Raw genomic sequence first — 18,224 nt, 5'->3', positions numbered from 1 at the left:
CATCTGGTACAAAGTCAGCCGCTCTGAGCGGGTGTCGTATAATGGCATTACTCCAGCTTCCCAAGCTGATAACGAGGGTTCGATTCCCTTCACCCGCTCCAATCGAATTTTTGTCTCACGTCAGTTTTTGACGGGGGATGCAGGAACAGAAAAAACCGGCCTCAATGGCCGGTTTTTTTGTGTCTGGGGTTTAGGGGCTTGCGCCAAGCCCTGCCACCTCTCAGATCTTGACGTTGCCCGCCCCGCATGCTAGCGAATGCTATACTTCCTACGAATTGCATGAAGTGTGCAACGTTCCCCACGAACACAGATACCGACTGAAAATCTCAGTTAACGGCTGCACGACAGAGGAGGTCTACAGCCAATACGAGATGGGAGGTGTGGCATGAATCGGCACTATTACATCAGTGACAATCTCGACGATCTCGAAGCCGTTGAAAATGAACTGGAAGCCAACGGCATCAATACCGAACAAATTCATGTGCTCAGTGAACAAGTGGCTGATGTTGAAGAACATCACCTCCACGAGGTTAACTCGTTGATGAAACAGGATGTTGTTCACTCTGGCGAGATTGGTGCGTTGGTCGGTGTGCCACTCGCGGCGCTGGTTCTTGGCGGCGCCTATTGGCTGGGCTGGACCGAATCCGCCGCAGGCTGGATGCCTTTTGTCTTCCTGGCCATCGTTATATTTGGCTTCTGCATCTGGGAAGGCGGCTTTTTTGGTATCCAGGTGCCGAACGCTCACTTCCGCAATTTTAAACAGATGGTAGAAGAGGGAAAACATATCTTCTTCGTGGATGTTGAACCGAATCAGGAACCGGTATTGGATCGGGTAATCGAACATCATCCAGCGCTGACAATCGCGGGCACGGGAACGGCGGCCCCCCACTGGACAGTGGCCTGGCAGCACAAATGGCATCAGTTCAAGCGAGTAATATCGGGTTAGCCCTGAAGACTCATGGCCATTCGGAAGCTGCTTATTGGCCGAAGGAAATGACCCGGCTGAGGAAAACATAGTCTGCCTCGGTGGCCATCAGTCCGACGAGCACCAGTAAACATAAAGGTGGCACCAATATGGCGTAGACCATGGCCAACCTCTCCCAGGCCATATGCATGAAGATGGAGACAATCAAGCCTGCCTTCAACAACATGAAAGTGATAATCAGGGACCACCGAAGGTAACCGTGGAAGTGGAAATAGTCGACAAGGTACGACAGCGTGCTGAGGACGAATAACAGCCCCCAGATTTTAAGGTACAAACTGATTGGATGTTGCTGACCCTGAGCATGTGCCATCACCAGACTCCTCTACCATAAATAGAAGAAAGCAAAAATAAACACCCACACCAAATCCACGAAGTGCCAGTAAAGCCCGGCTATCTCGACGTTCTGATAGTTTCCGGAGCGCTCATAATCTCCCCGCAATACTTTCATCGCCACAATGCTGAGGTAGATGGCTCCGATTGACACATGCAGTCCGTGGAAACCGGTAATCATGAAAAAGCTCGCACCAAATTGCGCCGCCCCCATGGGGTTCCCCCAGGGACGCACCCCTTCTGCGATGAGCTTGCTCCATTCAAATGCCTGCATGCCGACGAAGGTCACGCCCAAGGCAGCGGTCGCCAGCATCAAGGCAGTGGTTTTCGCGCGATCACGGCGATAGGCGAAATTAACGGCCATGGCCATGGTGCCGCTGCTACTGATCAGCACAAAGGTCATGATGGCGATCAAAATAAGCGGAATTTCTCTACCGCCGATCGTCAATGCGAACACTTCACTGGGGTTCGGCCAGGCGGTGGTGATGGTCATGCGTACCGACATGTAGCCGGTTAAAAAACAGGTGAATATAAATGTATCGCTGAGCAGGAATATCCACATCATCGCCTTGCCCCAAGGGACCTGCTTGAAGGCCTCTCTATCCGAGGACCAGTCGCTGGCGATGCCCTGCCATCCCGGTGCAGGCGATGAGTCTGGTGGATTGGATGAACTGGATTCGCCTGGGGCAAGTGGGTGCGATGCCATGGCTTTTCACCTCAGGCCGCAGAATCTGGCGATGGCTTCATAGGTTTGCGGCGTGCTGGCCAGCAAAGCGAATAGCACGAACCAAAGACCCAGTAAGTAGTGCCAATAAGTGGTACAGAGCTCTACGCTGACGCTGAGTTGCGCCAACGGCACGCGACGCAGGAATTTAGCGACGATTATGCTCCAGGCTATCAGCCCGCCCAGCAGGTGGAGCCCATGCAGGCCGGTCAACAGGTAGAAGAAACTGTTGGCCGGATTGCTGGCGACAAAGTAGCCCCAGGCGACAAACTGCTGCCAGACCCAGAATTGCCCCACCAGAAAGGCAATGGCAAATACGCCCCCCAATGCAAACCCAATGACCGTAGCGTCCAGTCGAGCTTGCCGGGCGGCCATACGCGACCACTGCAGTGCGATGCAACTCAATACCAGAAAAGCAGAATTCAGCCATAGCTGCCAGAGATTGGCTAACGGCGCCAAGGGGTCTGTCAGGGGGAGCCAGTCGGCCATTTGTGAACGGGCAATAAAGGCGATCAGGAAGAGAAAGAATAACGAACTCACCACGACCAGAAACAAGCGCAGGCCCACTCTTGCGATTTGGCTTCTATCAGCCTCGGTGGCCTGAATACCCCCAGGATCGCGACTCCAACTGCCGCCGGGGTCAGCGCCGTCGGCGTTTCTCAATAGCAGCCTTTTCATGTTTTAACGTCCGCTATCTGGGTTCCGGCACTCAGTTGCCGCATCTGCTCCAGCTCCTCGGCGGAGACGGTTTGCGGAACGAAATCCTGTTCTATCCCCGGCACACTGTAGTCATAGGCCCAGCGATGCACGACCGGCAGCTTCGCTCCCCAGTTACCGTGTACCGGCGGGGTGTTCGGCGTTTGCCATTCCAGACTGGCCGCCCCCCAGGGATTACTGCCTGCGGGCTTGCCCTTGAATGCACTCCAGGCCAGGTTGAACAGGAACAGCAGCTGGGAAACACCAACAGTCAATGCGATCACCGTAATGAAGGCATTCAACTCTTGCGCCGATTGCGGGATGAACGCGTAGTTTTCATAGGCGTAGTAACGGCGTGGCATGCCCTGGAAACCCAGATAGTGCATGGGGAAGAAGATGGCGTAGGTACCCAGAAAGGTAATCCAGAAATGCAGCTTGCCCAGGGTGTCGTTCAACATGCGCCCGGTGACTTTCGGGAACCAATGATAAATGCCGCCGAACACCACCAGTACCGGTGCGACCCCCATGACCATATGAAAATGGGCTACGACGAAATAGGTGTCCGAGAGCGGAATATCCACGATCACATTGCCGAGAAACAACCCGGTCAGACCGCCGACCAGGAAGGTGACGATAAAGGCCAGGGCAAACAGCATCGGCACGGTCAGATGAATGTCGCCCCGCCACAGGGTCAGCACCCAGTTGTAGACTTTCAGTGCGGTCGGCACTGCGATGATCAACGTGGTGACGGCGAAGAAAAAGCCAAAGTACGGGTTCATTCCGCTGACATACATATGGTGCGCCCAGACCACAAAGCTGAGTACGCCAATCGCAATAATGGCCCACACCATCATTCGGTAACCGAAGATATTTTTACGCGCATGCGTGCTGATCAAGTCGGAGACCAGACCAAACGCAGGGAGAGCAACGATGTAGACCTCCGGGTGGCCGAAGAACCAGAACAGGTGCTGGAATAATATTGGGCTGCCACCCTGGTGATCGAGCTGCTGCCCCAGCGAGACCATCGCCGGCATAAAGAAGCTGGTGCCCAACAGCTTGTCAAACAGCATCATGACCGCACTGACGAACAGCGCCGGGAAGGCCAGCAAGGCCATGATCGAGGCCATGAAGATTCCCCAGACCGAGAGCGGCATGCGAAACAATGTCATGCCGTGCGTGCGCGCCTGCAACACCGTGGTGACGTAGTTCAAGCCGCCCATAGTGGCGGCGACAATAAAAATCGCCAGGGAGACGAGCATCAGGACGATGCCCCACTCGACCCCCGGTGTCCCCTGAGAAATGGACTGTGGCGGATAGAGCGTCCAGCCCGCACCGGTGGGGCCGCCAGGGACAAAGAAGCTGGAGAGCAACACCACTACCGCTACCAGGTAGAACCAGTAACTCAGCATGTTGACATAGGGGAAGACCATGTCGCGGGCGCCCACCATCAGCGGGATCAGATAGTTACCGAAGCCACCCAGAAACAAGGCCGTCAGCAAGTAAATGACCATGATCATGCCGTGCATGGTCATCGCCTGATAGTAAGCGCTGGCGTCCATGAACTCCAAAGCGCCGGGGAAGCCAATCTGTATGCGCATCAAGCCGGACAACACCACGGCAATAACGCCCACGAATATAGCCGTCAAGGAATATTGAATGGCTATGACCTTGTGGTCCTGACTCCAGATATATTTGGTCAGGAAGCTTTTGGGTTCGTGTAGTGCTTCTGTTTCGGCTTGCTCCGCATAGGCCATCACGTCATCCTCCTGTTAGAAGTTTCGGTGCATTCCTGGCTGCTTTACGGCTACTTCCCTGGCTCCGCCTTGCTTGCATCAGCGTCGGCATTCGCTTTGGATTTGATAAAAGCGATCAGTGCGTTCAACTCCTGATCAGTCGGAGCCAAGGCCGGCATGACGGGTGCATAGCCTTTGACGATTTTGGCGCCGGGATTAAGAACCGAATCCTTTATATAGCCCTCGTCGACCTTGATACTCGTACCGTCGGCAAGGGTTTCTGTCTTGCCATACAGCCCCTGCCAGCTGGGGCCGACACTCTTGCTACCATCGACACTGTGGCAGGCCAGACAGCCGAGCGACTCGGCCAATCGCTGCCCCTGCGTCGCCAGGTCGTCACCTCTGTCCAACTTTTCGCTGGCAGAAGGTTCTTGCTGCGCGGCACCCAGTGATTTGATCAGGGCGACGACAGCACCCAGTTCATCGTCAGTGAGAGTATAGGCCACCATGACCGGCGGGTAGCCCTGTACCAGTCGGGCCTTAGGATCGAGGATCGACTCTTTCAGGTAAGCCTCATCGACCAGCGCACTGGTGCCATCGGCAAACTGTTCAGTGCGGCCGTACAGCCCCTTCCATCCCGGGCCGAGACTGGTACTGCCATCCTGGCTATGGCAGGCACCGCAGCCGTATTTCTCGACCAGCAAGCGACCTTTTTCCACCACGCTGTCCTGACTGGGTTTGGCTGCTGTCGTTAATGTCTGCGCAAAAGTCGGTTGGCTGTTCAGCCATTGATCGAAGGCGCCCCGCTCTTCCACGATCATCTGGCCGCGCATGTTGTAATGACCTACGCCACAATATTCAGCGCAAAGGATTTCATACTTCCCGGTTTTAGTCGGTGTAAACCAAAAGTACGACACCATCCCCGGCACCATGTCCATCTTGCTGCGAATTTGCGGGATATAGAAATTGTGCAGTACATCTTTAGAGCGCAGTAAAACTTTCACCGGTTGATCGAGCGGAAGGCGAACTTCATTGTTTTTTATAAGTACATCGTCCTGGCCCACAGGATCCCTGGGATCAAGGCCGAGGGGATTGGTGGCATCAACAAACTTGATATCCGATTTACCCAGCTTCCCGTCCTGGCCGGGAAAACGAAAGGCCCACTGCCACTGCTGGGCGACCACTTCAAGTTCATAAGCATTTTTCGGCACCCGGATGAAATCACTGTAAACCACCAGACCTGGCGCCAACATCGCGGCAATCCCTATCGAGGTCACGATAATCAACCATGTTTCCAGTTTTTTACTTTCTGGCTGATAGTGCGCCCTGGAACCCTCCTTGTGACGATAACGCATCACCGCTACCGCCATAAATACCGTGATGGCGATGAAAAATATTCCGCTAATGATCAAGGTGATGAACAGGGTGGTGTCTATTGACCCCCAGTTGGAAGCTGCCGGTGTCGCATGCCAGGGCGCTAGTATATGGAAGAGTACTGATGCAATAACGATTAGTATCAAGATAATTGCTATTGCCATGTTCTCTTCATCCTATTCCTGTTGCTCATTGGTTATGCCAAAGCATCGCCACTGACGTCCAAGCAGGGCAGACAAGTACCACCCATCCCGGCGGCAAAGTCAGTGAGAAGTATAGAACCATCGGGCTGTACCGTGAGGTTGGCAAGCGAGGCCCGGTTGCCAGCTATACTCAATTTCAGATTACGGACGGCAGAGATCGGCCAGAAGCGGCCCAAAAGACGAACCCTGCCTATGCGTAGTAGTCAGATAAGTGATGGCATTGAGAAGAGACAAGAGCCACCGAGTCCAGCAGTCAACGACGGAGGTTTCGTCATGAGTACCTTGACGATCGAAGGCTGGTGCAAGCCCAGTCCCGACCAGAAATCCATCCCGATCGGTGAGATCCATTTTTACGTCGACGGCCCCCTCCATCTGCGTCTGGAGCAAGCTGAAGAACGCCTGCAGAAGACCCATGATCGTGAAGCCATGGTCGATGTCGACATGAGCTCAATGGAATTGATCTTGCCTGAGGGATACGACCCCTTGTCCGACTGCCAAATGCGCGTCTACTTGCAGCACGATCGCGGTCAGTTCCATTTGGTCGGGCATCGAGCGAGCGATGGAAGCTTGGTCTATACCAACGCGGTTTTGATTGACCAGCTGCTTTAGAGGCTACGAAACACAAAAAACCGGTTCGATGTGACCGGTTTTTTTATGCCTGAAATCTGAGTCCCCTCGCTCTTCAGCGTCGCGGCAAAAACCTGCAATACAGAAAACAGCCCCTCCCCAAACCTTTGCAACATGTCCTCCTGGACTCCTTTCATGCCGCTAGCACATCAGTGCTCAGGACACATTGGTGGTTATAGTGTTGATTAGTGAATTTCAGTAGGTATAGTAACCACAAACACACCACAGGGAGGTGATGTGAATAGCCGGTTTTTGATAAGCCAAATCGTTGCAGATGGCTGGTATCTGGTACGAATCAAGGGGAGCCATCACCATTTCAAGCATCCGACCAAGCCGGGACTGGTAACGGTTCCTCATCCGAAAAAGGATCTGCTCAAAAAAACGGCCATCAGTATTTTGCAACAGGCGCTGCTCTGACGAGCCAATGGACAGCGCCTTCGGAGGATGACGAACATGCTTTACCCAATTGCAATTTCCATGGGCGACGACGAACACGCCTGGGGTGTTGAAGTACCGGATATTCCGGGTTGTTTCTCCGCTGGAGAGGATCTGGATGACGCCATGGCCATGGCGCGCGAAGCCATCGAAGGCCATTTCGAAATTTTGGCCGAAGACGGATCACCGATTCCGCCCGCCAACAAAGTGACCTTGCATGCGGCCAATCCACAGTACGCAGGGTGTACGTGGGCCGTGGTGGACATCGATGTCACCAAATACCTGGGCAAGGCCCAGAAACTCAACATCACCCTGCCCGGCTACCTGCTCAACCGCATCGATGAATACGTATTGCATCATCCGGAAGAGAAAAGTCGCTCCGGGTTTCTCGCCTCGGCGGCGCTCAAGGTTTTGCAGCAGGGCTGATTGCCTGAAGTTCGGGTAAATCAAAGGGACAAGCGTGTCCCTTTGTACGTCAGCGCGTCGCCACCATGAACAACCGCGGAAACGGCAACAGCACCGAACCATCGCTCAGTGCCGGATAGGCCTGCTCGATCGCCACCTGATACTGCTTGAGATACTGCACCCGCTCCGCTTCATTCAGCGGCTCAAGAAAAGGCCGCAAACCGCTACCCTTGAACCACTCGACCACGCCCGATGCGCCGTCCGCGAGTGGATGGTAGTAAGTGGTGCGCCATACATCGACCCGGGTGCAATGGGCACGCAGCATCGAGTAGTAACCCCCCGCATCCTCCATTTCCGTTCGCAGCCCAGCGACCCCCGCCAGTTTGTCAGCCCAAGGGCCGTTCGCTGCGACCTCGCGCATCAACCTGTGTGACGGTTCGTTGAGGTTGTCGGGCATCTGAATCGCCAAGCTACCACCGGGGGCAAGCCTGGCCACCAATGACGGCAGCAACCGGGCGTGATCGGGCAGCCACTGCAATACCGCGTTGGCGAAAATCACATCGAACGGGCCGGTCTCGTTCCAGACATCAATGTCCGCGGTGTCGAATTGCACCTGAGGCAAGCGCTTGCGAGCGGCCTCGATCATATCGGGTGAACTGTCCACCCCTCGCACCGCGGCATTGGGAAAGCGCTGCACCAGCAACTCGGTGGAATTACCGGGGCCGCAGCCGATGTCGATTGCCGATTGGGCGTCCGCTGTGGGGATGGCGGCCAGCAAGTCACGCGCCGGGCGCGTGCGCTCATCTTCAAACGTTACGTATTGTTTGGCGGACCAACTCATATCGCTCTCCTGTCGGTGCAGGGTTGTAGCCAGAGGCAGACAACCGGTTCGCTACGATACCTCGACCGGTGTGCTCTTCCCTACCCCGACTTTTGGAGGCATTGGGATCTGAATGAGTTTTTCTTATCGCCAAATCAATGAAAGTCATAACCGAAAATGACCGTTCGTCGACCGACAGACGAAGCGATTTTGACAGTATGAAAATGGCATCTATAGTCCTACTCGCGGCCTGTTGGAAGGAACCCAACCCGTCATTTCAAGGCAAGGAGCAAGGCCAGCTCGTACCCCGTGATCGAGTGGGTTCCCCAGTAGTGTGTTCGCAACGGCCGCAAGGCAAACAAGCGTTGTCGTGCCTGGCAGGTAGCCAGGTAATCACTATGTTCAAAGGAGCTTTACTATGTCTCGAGTCACGGATGTACTTGTTTCGATCGACACCGAAACCATTCTGAAAAACTACCCGAACATCAGCAAAAACCCTGCTACGCCGACGCTGATCGACTGGAAGCACGTCTACATGGTCACCAATCAGGATAACGTGGTCGGCGGCCAGGCCGGTGGCGAGCTGGACCTCAAGGCTCAGGTTGGCGATCTGATTCGCTGGCGTGAAACCAGCCTGTCCCAGAGCTTCGAAACCGCGGTGATTTTCTACAAATTCATCGGCAACGCAGGCAACGAGCTGATTTCCCCACCTTCGCCGCGCCGCGCTACCGCGTGTGTTGCGGTACCCAATACCAGCAATCCGTCAGTGCCTAGCTGCCAGAAAGTCGACAACCATTACTGGTCCTCGGAAACCCTGGCGTGTGGTCGTGTGACCTATCACTTCAACTTCCTGATCGTCGACCGCAACTGCCAGATTATCGGCTGCTGCTCGTGGGACCCATTCATCTCCATCCATAACTGATGATGGAATCGGCCCCTTGGCAACGAGGGGTCACCCCAGTTCGTTGCCGCCTCGGGTGGAACAGGATGTCTTGCTTGAAACCGAAGCGGCTACCGTTTTGCGTCAACATCATGAAAGGAATCCATGATGACTTCCGAACCGATTACCTCCCCTTCGGCGGGCGCCGTGACCGCCAATAGCGTGCTGTTGATCGTCGATGCCGAATCGCTGCTTTCCCGCTATCCGCAACCCAGCCTTGACCCGCAAAAACCGACGGTGATTGAAGATGGTTTCATCTTCGCCATCAGTGCTACGACGGCAGCACAAAATATTATAAATGACAGCAAAATCATCCTGACCACCAATAACGGAAAAGTCTTTCATATTCGCGGCAGGACCGTCAGTTTGCTGGCCGAACACACCGTGGTATTCCACAACATGACGGTTCACGATACCGGGATCCTTTCACCGCCCAAACTGATCGTTCACAGCGACCAGACCGTCCCCGCACCCGACCCCGCCAACCCGACCCAGCCTGGCAGCCACAGCGCCGATGATCATTATTGGGAGTGTTCGCAACTGAGCACGGGCGTGACCGCCTGCGAACTGAACTTCATGCTGATCAACCAGCGCTGTGAAGCGGTGGGGTACTTCAGCTGGAAGACTGAGGTGATGCTATCGGCGTGAATGCAAAAAAAAACCAATACCAGTTCAGGCGCGGAACCTGTGGGAGCGGGCTTGCTCGCGAAGACGGCGGCATAGTCAATATTGATGTCCTCTGACATACCGCATTCGCGAGCAAGCCCGCTCCCACAGGATTTGCGCTTGACTGATTGGTATTGGTTTCTTGGTGTACACAACGGTAGCAACGACTCACCGCTATTTATCATCCGCCCCCTTCTCCTGCATCTGCACCGAAGATTTGGTGCCATCAGTGTTGTCTTTGGTCTCGTTATCCGAATTATCGAAACAGCCCTGCAACGCCATCAGGCAGCAACAAAGGTAAAACATGCGAGCGAGGTTCATGCTGTTCTCCAGTTTCAGGGGCTTGAAGGAGTGAACCCATGTCGGTGGAAATGGTTGCGACTTTCTCGGCCCCGAACGACGAGCACTGACAGAGGGTTCAGCACACCGGATTTCCATCCCGCAGGCAATATTCAGCAGAATTTTCGTCATGCCCGTGCTGTCTGAAAATCAGGCGCATCCCTATAAGGACCACGGCAATGAAATTCGCAAAAATTGCACAGAAACTCTCCCTGTGGGCCGGCCTGCCCCGGACATTTCTGGGGGCGATCATTCTGATTATCCTGTGGGGTTTGAGCGGGCCGATTTTCCATTTCAACGATACCTGGCAGCTGATCATCAACACCTCGACCACCATCATTACCTTCCTGATGGTGTTCCTGATCCAGAACACCCAGAACCGCGACACGGACATTTTGCACTTGAAGATCGATGAGTTATTGCGAGTCACGAAAGAAGCGCAGAACGCGATGCTGGGGCTCGAATCGCTGGATCTCAAACAGTTGGAAGAATTGAGAAAGAAATATCGCCACCTCGGCGAGGGCGAGACGATTCCCCTGGACGGCACTGTTGTCCCGGAAACAAAGAAACAGGATTGATGAATGTTGATCCATGCCCCGCGGGTGACCGGCGACGTCACCCGCGCCATGAGTGCTAGCGACTGGCTTGCAGCGCTCTGGCCATTTGCAGATGGTTTTGCAGTTTGGGCAGGGTTTCTTCGGCGAACGCTTTGATTTGCGGCACGTCCGTGGTCTGCGCTTGTTGTTGAAGCTGCTCGATGGTCTCTTGGGTGGTTTTCACCTGACTGGCGGCATACGCCTGATCGAAGGACGCATCGTCCTTCACCTCCGGAATCAAGGCTTTGGCCTTGTCCATTACCTCTTCGCGTGGCGCGACCGGTAAATCGAGTTGCTTGGCAATTTTCGCCAGATGCTGGTTGGCGGTGGTGAGGTCGTTGATCACCACGATGGTGTAATCCTTGACCTCTTTGGACTCGGTTTTCTGGTGCGCCAGGCGACTGGCTTCGATGTCGGCCATGCCTTTGGCCGACGCCTCGTTGATGAATTCAGCGGCTGACTGGGCAAAGGCACTGTTGGCAAACAGACCCAGTAACGTGACAAAACTGGCATTGCGTAAACGGGTGGCCATCCGGCTCATGGTCGCGCCCTCCTTCTTTGAAAATTCCAACGGGGGCTTTCGCCCCCGTCTTTTAATAAAACCACCTTCACGATTACCGGGATTTCTGACCACCTTTGCGGCCCATGCCGCCTTTCGCGGAGTCTTTATCGACGGTCGTCGTGGTGGTTTTCCCACCTTTGCGACCGGCTTCAGACGCCTTGGTTCGATCATGGGCACTACCCGGACTCGGATTTTTTGAAGTAGGCATGGTTTTCATCCTCTTGATGATGAGAGCAGCGAGCAGCCGCCCGCATAGAATAAGAATTTCCATCGTCAAAAAGGTTTAGAAAAACTGGCAACGCTGCGACGAACGGACTTTCAGGCCTCGAAGCGCAGGTGCTGTTCGCGCTTGGCGCTGTACATCGCCTCATCGGCATGCCTGAACAACTGGTTTTCTTCAGTCCCATGTTCGGGGTAGCGCGCAACGCCGATGCTCGGTTGAATATTCAGGTTATGCCCGTCCAGGCGCAGGGGCTGAACCAGTACCTGGCGGATTTTTCCCGCCACTTTCTCGGCGTCTTCCGCGGCGTGGAGGCTGTGCAACAACACGACAAATTCATCACCGCCGATACGCGCTACGGTGTCGGTTTCGCGCACGCAGCCCTTGAGCCGATTGGCGACCGCTTGCAATAGCATGTCGCCGACCGCATGCCCCAGGGTGTCGTTGACTTGCTTGAAGCGGTCGAGGTCGACGTAGAGCAACGCCATTCGACCGGAATCTACTCGGGCCAGCGCCAGCGAGGCCTTGAGGCGTTCGCGCAGTAATTCGCGATTGGGCAACTGAGTCAGTTGGTCGTACTGGGCCATGCGCTGGAGCCGGGCGTGCAATTGCTTGCGCTCGATAGCGGTCGCGACCTGGGCGCAAACATACTGCAGCAGTTCCTTGTCTTGCTCGGTGTAACGCTCGCCGCCCGGTACGCTTTTAACGATCAGCGCGCCAATGGTGCCGTTCTGCGAACTCAATGGCACGCCCAGCCAGCAGGGCGAATCCTGGCCCGCGACCAGCGCCGCAAATCCCGCCGGCGGATTGTCCTGATCCGGGGTCAGCAGAATCGGCAAGCCACTGCGAATCACTTCACTGCAAAGACGCCCGGTCACCGTCCCGGGCTCCTCGGGTTGCGGTTCACAGTCGTCAACGTGATAGGGAAAATTCAGCTGCGCGCAGTGCTCGTCATACAGCGCCACAGAGAAATTCAACGCCGGGAGCCATTCGCCGATGATCGAATGGATGCGCTTGAACAGCGCCAGCAGATCTTCCGCCGCGTGGGCTGCTTCGGAGATTGCGTACAGCGCCGCTTGCCGGGACTCGGCCTGTTTGCGCTCGGTGATGTCGCGCGCCACGGCAATGCGCAGCTGATCGACCTCCGACCAGCGCGCCGACCAGAGAATATGCACCACCCGGCCGTCCTTGCGCAGGTAACGATTTTCAAAGTTGAGCTTGGGCTCGCCCCCCATGATCTCCCGAGCGGCGTCGAGGGTGCGCTGTCGGTCGGCGGGATGCACCAGGTCGATCATCGGCTGGCCGATCAGCTCGTCGGGGGTGTAACCGAAAATGCGCTCGCAGGCCGCGCTGACAAATACGAAGCGACCTTGTTTGTCCACCGCACAGACGGCGTCCAGCAAGAGGTCGATGTAACTCGCCAGTGGGGCGGAATTTCTGGTTTCCATGATGCCGAGAGCGTGTCCGGACAATACAACATTGAACAACCCTCCCTGACCGGTCATACGCCCGAGCGATGACTGTGCCGCTGACGCTTCCCTGCGATCAGCCTCAAGCCTTGTTCGTCACCAGCCCCGGCAGCGCATGCACCAGGGCATTGATGGCAAAACCGATGAACATTACCCCGCACAACCGGGTGATCGCCAGTTCATGACGCTGATACAACGTGCGCACCTGACGCGCTCCGACGATGCCAATGAGAATAGCGTAGGCCAAAAGGCCACCAACGAAGCTCAAGATGATCAACCATGGCAACATTGACCAATGCAGCAACTCTGCCCGGCTGGACAGCAGCGCAGTAAAGGTCGCCACCGCCACCGGGTATGCCTTGGGGTTGGTCAAACCGAACAGGATGCCGTGCCAGAACGGCTGCCGTGCCGTGCCTTGAGGAGCTTCAGCACTGCCGCGGCGAGCCCGAACCGCCCGCAGGCCCAGCCAGAACAGGTACAGCCCACTGAATACGCCCAGCACATCGAACGCGGTGCTACCGATTTCCCGCGCACCGACAATCGCGATCAGCGCCGTGCTGCACCAGACCACGTCGCCCAGCAAATGCCCGCACAAAAACCCCGCTCCGGCCCGCCGCCCACGCGCCGCGCCGATGCCGAACACCGCCAGCACACCCGGTCCCGGCGTGATGCCATAAATGAAGCCCGAGGCGAGAACGGCCATTAGCAGCGATGGAGTCATGGGAATTCCTGTTGAAACGCCGGATGAATGGACGCAAGTCTATCTCAGGACCCCGAGCATCGACTTAACGATCGTCGAAGAACTTCATCCCCGCATACGGCCGTTGCCGACACGCCGCCAGCCGCGACGCCAGATCCCCGACATGCGCCTCAAGCTTGTGCCCGTCCGGGTCGAGAAAATAGAACGACGCGCCTTCGCTGCGGTTATCCCGCCACTCCCGCACGTTGGCGGATCGCAGGCGTTCGACGAACAACGGGAAGTCCGCTGAATCGATACTGAAGGCGTAATGGGTGTAGTCAGCGGTGGCCGTAGATTCGCGTAGCGGATCGAGAGAAAGGCACAGCCACAGACCGGGTAATGAGAGATAGGCACCGGTGTCCCACGTGGCTTCAAGCTGAAGTTGCAGCAGATCTTGATAGAACGCCACGCTGCGGTTCAGGTCGGTGACGGCGAGGGTCAGGTGGTTGAGGCCGGTTAGCATGGGTTAAGTAACCTTGAGGCTGGTTCCGACCGGAGCGTACAACTTAAACGTCCTTGAGCGTATAGCCGCTGGGGTTTGTTGGCTGTGAGTCAGTCATCGCGAGCAGGCTCGCTCCCACAAGGGGTTGGCGTCGGACACAAATCCTGTGCCCGACGTATTCAATGTGGGAGCGAGCCTGCTCGCGATAGCGTCCGCTCCAGCACCGCAGATTTCAGAACTTGTCGAGCGTACGCAACTTCTGCGGCAACCCCCACAGCAACAACGCAGCGGCGATCAGCGCGGCGACGCCGATGACGTACAGGGCCGGGGTAGTACTGCCGGTCAGGTCCTTGATCCGCCCGACCATGACCGGGCTGACGATCCCACCGAACTGGCCAAGGGTGTTGATCACCGCGATCCCGCCGGCGGCACCTGCGCCGGCACCGGCCAGCAGTTTTGGCGGCAGGGTCCAGAAGCTGGGGATGGAGGCGATGATCCCGGCACCGAGCAAGCCCAGGGCGACAATCAGGAAAGTCGTATGGTTAGCGAAGATCCCTGCGCTGAAGAACCCCACCGCGCCGACCGCCACCAGACCTGCGACAAACTTGCGCCGCTCGCCGGTGGCATCGGACAACCGCCCGATCACCACCATGCTGATGGCGCCGCAGATGTAGGGAATGGCGGTCAACAAGCCGATCATCACCGGACTCTCGGTACCGGCACTGCGGATCAGTTGCGGTGCCCAGAAGTTCAAGCCGTAGGACGCCACCTGAATCAGAAAGTAGATCAGCCCCAGCATCAGGAAACCTGGAATTCGCAGTGCAGCCAGCAAGGACCCGCCGCTCTTGTGGGGTTCGTGGTGAGCAATACGGCTGGCGAGCAGTGTCTTTTCCGACGACGTCAGCCAATGGGCGTCTTCGATGCGGTCCTTGAGCAAGGTCAGCACCAAAAAACCGAGGCCGATGCAAGGAACGCCACCGAGCAGAAACAGCCAATGCCAGCCGCGCATATCAAGGAAGCCATCAAGGTGTTGCAGCACCAGCCCGGAGAACGGTGCGCCAACCAGCCCGGCAAACGCCGACGCAAGGAACAGCATTGAGGTGATGCGCCCGCGATAGTGCTGCGGGAACCACAGCGTCAGGTAATACAGCACGCCGGGGGCGAAACCCGCTTCCATCGCACCGATCACGAAGCGCAGGGCATAGAACTGCCATTCGCTGTTGACGAAGACCATGGCCGCCGTGGCGACACCCCAGGACATCATGATCCGGGCGATCCAGCGCCGCGCACCGACCTTGTAGAGCATCATGTTGCTCGGCACTTCGAAGATCACGTAACCGACCACAAACAGCCCGGCACCGAGGCCGTAAGCGGTGTCGCTCAGGCTCAGGTCGGTCTGCAACTGGAACTTGGCGAAGCTGATGTTGATGCGGTCGAAAAACGCGAACAGATAGCAAACCATGATCAACGGCATCAGTCGCCAGGCGACTTTGCGGACCAGGGCTTTTTCGGCGTCGTGGCTAACGGACGGGCTCGCGCCCGCCTCCAGTACATTGAGGCTCATAGTGTTTCTCCAGATGGACTTCACGAGGGAGTCCCGATTGTTTTTGTTGTCTGGTTGAGATGGTCTTGTGGACGCTTTTCTGTGGGAGCGAGCCTGCTCGCGATAGCGGTGCCTCAGTCGACATCTATTCTGGATGGGACTCAGTCATCGCGAGCAGGCTCGCTCCCACAGGGATTTCAGGGATCAGGAAGGTGTCGGGTGCAGGTCGCCATTGCGTCCGGCCTTGGCGAGTTGCCCGGGCACTTCGTGGCCCAACAACGCGGGTAACCCTCGGGACAACTTCAGCAACAACGGCAGATCGATGCCGGTGTGAATACCGATTTCATCGCACAGGTTGACCAGATCTTCAGTGCAGATATTGCCCGAAGCACCCGGCGCAAACGGGCAGCCGCCAAGGCCGCCGAGGGCCGCATCGAAACGGCGGGCTCCGGCCTCGTAAGCGGCCAGGACATTGCACAAACCGAGGCCGCGAGTGTTGTGAAAATGCAGGGTCAGATCCGCCGGCGAAACCCGCTGCAAGACTCTGCGCACCAGCTGATCGACCTGACGCGGATTAGCCATGCCGGTGGTGTCGGCCAAGGTAATGCCCTGGATCCCGAGTTCCAGATAGGCGTCGACGATTTGCAGCACTCGGTCCTCATCAATCCTGCCTTCGAACGGGCAACCGAATGTCGTGGCAATGCTGCCGTTGAGCCGCACCTGCGTGCCGCGAACGAATTCGACGATCTCGCCAAACGCCGCCAATGACGCCTCGCAGCGCATCCGCATGTTCGCCAGGTTGTGGGTCTGGCTGGCAGACATCACCAGGTTCAGCTCATCAGCCCCCGAATCCAGCGCTCGTTGTGCGCCTTTGAGGTTGGGGATCAATGCGACATAGATCACACCTGGCCGTCGGGCGATGCCCTTGAACACTTGCTCGCCATCACGTAGCGCGGGAATGGCCTTGGGCGAAACGAACGAGCCTGCTTCGATGCGACTGAACCCCGCCAGCGACAACTGGTCGATCAGCGCAATCTTGTCGATGGTTTCGACCCAGGTCGGCTCGATCTGCAAGCCATCACGAGGGGAGACTTCCTGAACGATCAGGGTCTCTGAATAATCAGTGATCATTGCACCACCCCTTCAGCTTTCAGCCGTTCGATGTCCTGCTCAGTCAGGCCCAACCCCGCAAGGATGCCGTCGGTGTGCTGACCCAGACTCGGTCCCGACCAGTTGACGCCGCCGGGGGTCTCGGACATTTTCGGCACGATGCCCGGCATCTTCACCGTGGCGCCGCCGGGCAGTTCGGCGCTGAGCAGCATGCCCCGTGCCTGGTAATGCGGATCGGCAACAATGTCGGCTACCGAGTAGATGCGACCGGCCGGGACTTCGGCAGCTTCCAGTGCAGTCAACACATCATCGATGGGCAGGCTGCTGGTCCAATGAGTGATGGCGGCGTCGAGCACATTACTTTTGGCGGCGCGGCCATCGTTATGCGCAAACTCCGGTGCTTCGGCCAGATCGACCCGACCGATCACCGCCATCAGGCGCTTATAGATCGGGTCACTGTTGCCGGCGATCACTACGTAGGCGCCGTCGGCCGTCAGGTAGGTATTGGACGGCGCGATGCCCGGCAACGCCCCGCCGCTGCGCTCACGAACATGGCCCAGCATGTCGTATTCCGGCACCAGACTTTCCATCACGTTGAACACGCTTTCGGCCAAAGACACATCCACCACTTGCCCGCCGCCCTGCCCGGTCTTGACTCGCAGAAGCGACATCAAGGCGCCGATCACCGCATGCAGCGAAGCCAGCGAATCGCCGAGACTCACACCCACTCGGGCGGGCGGTGAACCGGGGGTGCCGGTGGTGTAGCGAATCCCGCCCATGGCCTCGCCGATCGCACCGAAACCCGGACGATCACGGTACGGGCCGGTCTGGCCATAACCGGAAATACGCACCAGCGTCAGGTTGGGATTGAGGGCATGCAACACGTCCCAGCCCAGGCCGAGTTTTTCCAGGGCACCAGGGCGCAGGTTTTCGATCAACACATCGGCGTCGGTCGCCAGTTGCTTGACCAGCTCGATGCCTTCGGGGGATTTCAGATTCAGCGCCAGGGACTTCTTGTTTCGCGATTGCAGGTACCACCACAGCGAAGTGCCTTCGTGCAGCTTGCGCCATTTGCGCAAGGGATCGCCCTGGCCCATGGCTTCGATCTTGATCACTTCGGCGCCGAACTCGGCGAGCATGCGCGCCGCGAATGGCGCGGCGATCAGTGTGCCGATCTCGATCACTTTGATTGCACTCAAGGGGGCAGTCATCGCGGGGTACCTCTTGTTCTTGGAATATGAGCCAAGGCTAGAGGACCGAGGGGCA

At 56.9% G+C, this 18,224-nt stretch carries 22 protein-coding genes and 1 tRNA gene; 8 read left to right on the top strand and 15 right to left on the bottom strand.

Translation table 11 applies throughout. The annotated features are described in order from the left end of the window. Positions 1 to 27 precede the first annotated feature (27 nt). Positions 28 to 101, top strand: a tRNA-Gly gene (locus ACZ3HH_RS13630). 284 nt (positions 102 to 385) lie between these two features. Beyond that, positions 386 to 946 carry a magnesium transporter gene (locus ACZ3HH_RS13625; protein WP_465805290.1) on the top strand — a complete coding sequence of 187 codons (561 nt, stop codon included), beginning with the start codon at positions 386 to 388 and terminating at the stop codon, positions 944 to 946. A 31-nt stretch (positions 947 to 977) separates the two neighbouring features. Here ACZ3HH_RS13625 and ACZ3HH_RS13620 read toward each other — a convergent pair whose 3' ends face one another. From ACZ3HH_RS13620 to ACZ3HH_RS13600, 5 genes are read right to left on the bottom strand one after another with little or no spacing between them, the layout of a single operon-like run. Beyond that, the gene (locus ACZ3HH_RS13620) at positions 978 to 1,295 is read right to left on the bottom strand and encodes a cytochrome C oxidase subunit IV family protein (RefSeq protein ID WP_008074510.1); all 318 of its coding nucleotides are present in this window, start codon (positions 1,293 to 1,295) and stop codon (positions 978 to 980) included. A 12-nt stretch (positions 1,296 to 1,307) separates the two neighbouring features. After that, positions 1,308 to 2,021, bottom strand: a complete 714-nt coding sequence (locus ACZ3HH_RS13615) for a heme-copper oxidase subunit III family protein (RefSeq protein WP_465805288.1) — start codon at positions 2,019 to 2,021, stop codon at positions 1,308 to 1,310. A 6-nt stretch (positions 2,022 to 2,027) separates the two neighbouring features. Next, positions 2,028 to 2,717: a cytochrome c oxidase subunit 3 gene (locus ACZ3HH_RS13610; protein ID WP_465805286.1), complete on the bottom strand. Its 690-nt coding sequence runs from the start codon at positions 2,715 to 2,717 to the stop codon at positions 2,028 to 2,030. Next, complete coding sequence (gene ctaD, locus ACZ3HH_RS13605; RefSeq protein ID WP_465805364.1) at positions 2,714 to 4,489, bottom strand: cytochrome c oxidase subunit I; 1,776 nt, start codon at positions 4,487 to 4,489, stop codon at positions 2,714 to 2,716. The genes ACZ3HH_RS13610 and ctaD overlap by 4 nt, the downstream gene beginning before the upstream one ends. A 50-nt stretch (positions 4,490 to 4,539) precedes the next feature. After that, positions 4,540 to 6,006 (bottom strand): c-type cytochrome, encoded by a 1,467-nt coding sequence (locus tag ACZ3HH_RS13600; RefSeq protein ID WP_465805283.1) that lies wholly within the window; start codon positions 6,004 to 6,006, stop codon positions 4,540 to 4,542. Positions 6,007 to 6,318: 312 nt separating this feature from the next. On the opposite strand from ACZ3HH_RS13600, the gene ACZ3HH_RS13595 reads away from it, so the two are divergent. From ACZ3HH_RS13595 to ACZ3HH_RS13585, 3 genes are all read left to right on the top strand, one after another. After that, positions 6,319 to 6,654: a hypothetical protein gene (locus tag ACZ3HH_RS13595; RefSeq protein WP_465805281.1), complete on the top strand. Its 336-nt coding sequence runs from the start codon at positions 6,319 to 6,321 to the stop codon at positions 6,652 to 6,654. Positions 6,655 to 6,909: 255 nt separating this feature from the next. Next, positions 6,910 to 7,089: a type II toxin-antitoxin system HicA family toxin gene (locus ACZ3HH_RS13590; protein ID WP_048394018.1), complete on the top strand. Its 180-nt coding sequence runs from the start codon at positions 6,910 to 6,912 to the stop codon at positions 7,087 to 7,089. Between the two features lie 36 nt (positions 7,090 to 7,125). After that, positions 7,126 to 7,533: a type II toxin-antitoxin system HicB family antitoxin gene (locus tag ACZ3HH_RS13585; RefSeq protein WP_008074516.1), complete on the top strand. Its 408-nt coding sequence runs from the start codon at positions 7,126 to 7,128 to the stop codon at positions 7,531 to 7,533. Between the two features lie 49 nt (positions 7,534 to 7,582). On the opposite strand, the gene tam is transcribed toward ACZ3HH_RS13585, so the two are convergent. Continuing rightward, positions 7,583 to 8,353, bottom strand: a complete 771-nt coding sequence (tam, locus tag ACZ3HH_RS13580; protein ID WP_465805279.1) for a trans-aconitate 2-methyltransferase — start codon at positions 8,351 to 8,353, stop codon at positions 7,583 to 7,585. Positions 8,354 to 8,750: 397 nt separating this feature from the next. Between tam and ACZ3HH_RS13575 the strand changes: the two genes are divergently transcribed. Further along, positions 8,751 to 9,254, top strand: a complete 504-nt coding sequence (locus ACZ3HH_RS13575; protein ID WP_465805277.1) for an inclusion body family protein — start codon at positions 8,751 to 8,753, stop codon at positions 9,252 to 9,254. 126 nt (positions 9,255 to 9,380) lie between these two features. Next, positions 9,381 to 9,920, top strand: a complete 540-nt coding sequence (locus ACZ3HH_RS13570) for an AidA/PixA family protein (RefSeq protein ID WP_465805362.1) — start codon at positions 9,381 to 9,383, stop codon at positions 9,918 to 9,920. A 192-nt stretch (positions 9,921 to 10,112) separates the two neighbouring features. Here the strand turns inward: ACZ3HH_RS13570 and ACZ3HH_RS13565 are convergent, their stop codons facing one another. After that, entirely contained in the window at positions 10,113 to 10,259 is a 147-nt protein-coding gene (locus tag ACZ3HH_RS13565) for a hypothetical protein (RefSeq protein WP_465805275.1), read from the bottom strand. A 197-nt stretch (positions 10,260 to 10,456) separates the two neighbouring features. Here ACZ3HH_RS13565 and ACZ3HH_RS13560 point away from each other — a divergent pair, with 197 nt between their 5' ends. Continuing rightward, positions 10,457 to 10,855 (top strand): low affinity iron permease family protein, encoded by a 399-nt coding sequence (locus ACZ3HH_RS13560; RefSeq protein WP_465805273.1) that lies wholly within the window; start codon positions 10,457 to 10,459, stop codon positions 10,853 to 10,855. A gap of 55 nt (positions 10,856 to 10,910) precedes the next feature. Here ACZ3HH_RS13560 and ACZ3HH_RS13555 read toward each other — a convergent pair whose 3' ends face one another. The 8 genes from ACZ3HH_RS13555 to ACZ3HH_RS13520 form a co-directional block, all read right to left on the bottom strand. Continuing rightward, complete coding sequence (locus ACZ3HH_RS13555) at positions 10,911 to 11,414, bottom strand: DUF4142 domain-containing protein (RefSeq protein ID WP_123360469.1); 504 nt, start codon at positions 11,412 to 11,414, stop codon at positions 10,911 to 10,913. A 73-nt stretch (positions 11,415 to 11,487) separates the two neighbouring features. Then, positions 11,488 to 11,643: a KGG domain-containing protein gene (locus tag ACZ3HH_RS13550; protein WP_008014777.1), complete on the bottom strand. Its 156-nt coding sequence runs from the start codon at positions 11,641 to 11,643 to the stop codon at positions 11,488 to 11,490. 110 nt (positions 11,644 to 11,753) lie between these two features. Next, positions 11,754 to 13,103 carry a sensor domain-containing protein gene (locus ACZ3HH_RS13545; protein WP_465805270.1) on the bottom strand — a complete coding sequence of 450 codons (1,350 nt, stop codon included), beginning with the start codon at positions 13,101 to 13,103 and terminating at the stop codon, positions 11,754 to 11,756. Positions 13,104 to 13,206: 103 nt separating this feature from the next. Then, positions 13,207 to 13,845 (bottom strand): LysE family translocator, encoded by a 639-nt coding sequence (locus tag ACZ3HH_RS13540; protein ID WP_465805268.1) that lies wholly within the window; start codon positions 13,843 to 13,845, stop codon positions 13,207 to 13,209. Positions 13,846 to 13,909: 64 nt separating this feature from the next. After that, a complete protein-coding gene (fos, locus tag ACZ3HH_RS13535) occupies positions 13,910 to 14,326 on the bottom strand; it encodes a fosfomycin resistance glutathione transferase (protein ID WP_465805266.1) in 417 nt (138 codons plus the stop codon). Positions 14,327 to 14,537: 211 nt separating this feature from the next. After that, positions 14,538 to 15,869 (bottom strand): MFS transporter, encoded by a 1,332-nt coding sequence (locus ACZ3HH_RS13530; RefSeq protein ID WP_465805264.1) that lies wholly within the window; start codon positions 15,867 to 15,869, stop codon positions 14,538 to 14,540. 183 nt (positions 15,870 to 16,052) lie between these two features. After that, positions 16,053 to 16,979, bottom strand: a complete 927-nt coding sequence (locus ACZ3HH_RS13525; RefSeq protein WP_465805262.1) for a hydroxymethylglutaryl-CoA lyase — start codon at positions 16,977 to 16,979, stop codon at positions 16,053 to 16,055. Further along, a complete protein-coding gene (locus ACZ3HH_RS13520) occupies positions 16,976 to 18,169 on the bottom strand; it encodes a CaiB/BaiF CoA transferase family protein (protein WP_465805260.1) in 1,194 nt (397 codons plus the stop codon). Before ACZ3HH_RS13520 ends, ACZ3HH_RS13525 begins: the two co-directional genes overlap by 4 nt. Positions 18,170 to 18,224: the final 55 nt, after the last annotated feature.

The organism is Pseudomonas sp. PME37.24/025 (genome assembly GCF_055556615.1).
This window is presented reverse-complemented; position numbering and strand designations above follow the sequence as displayed.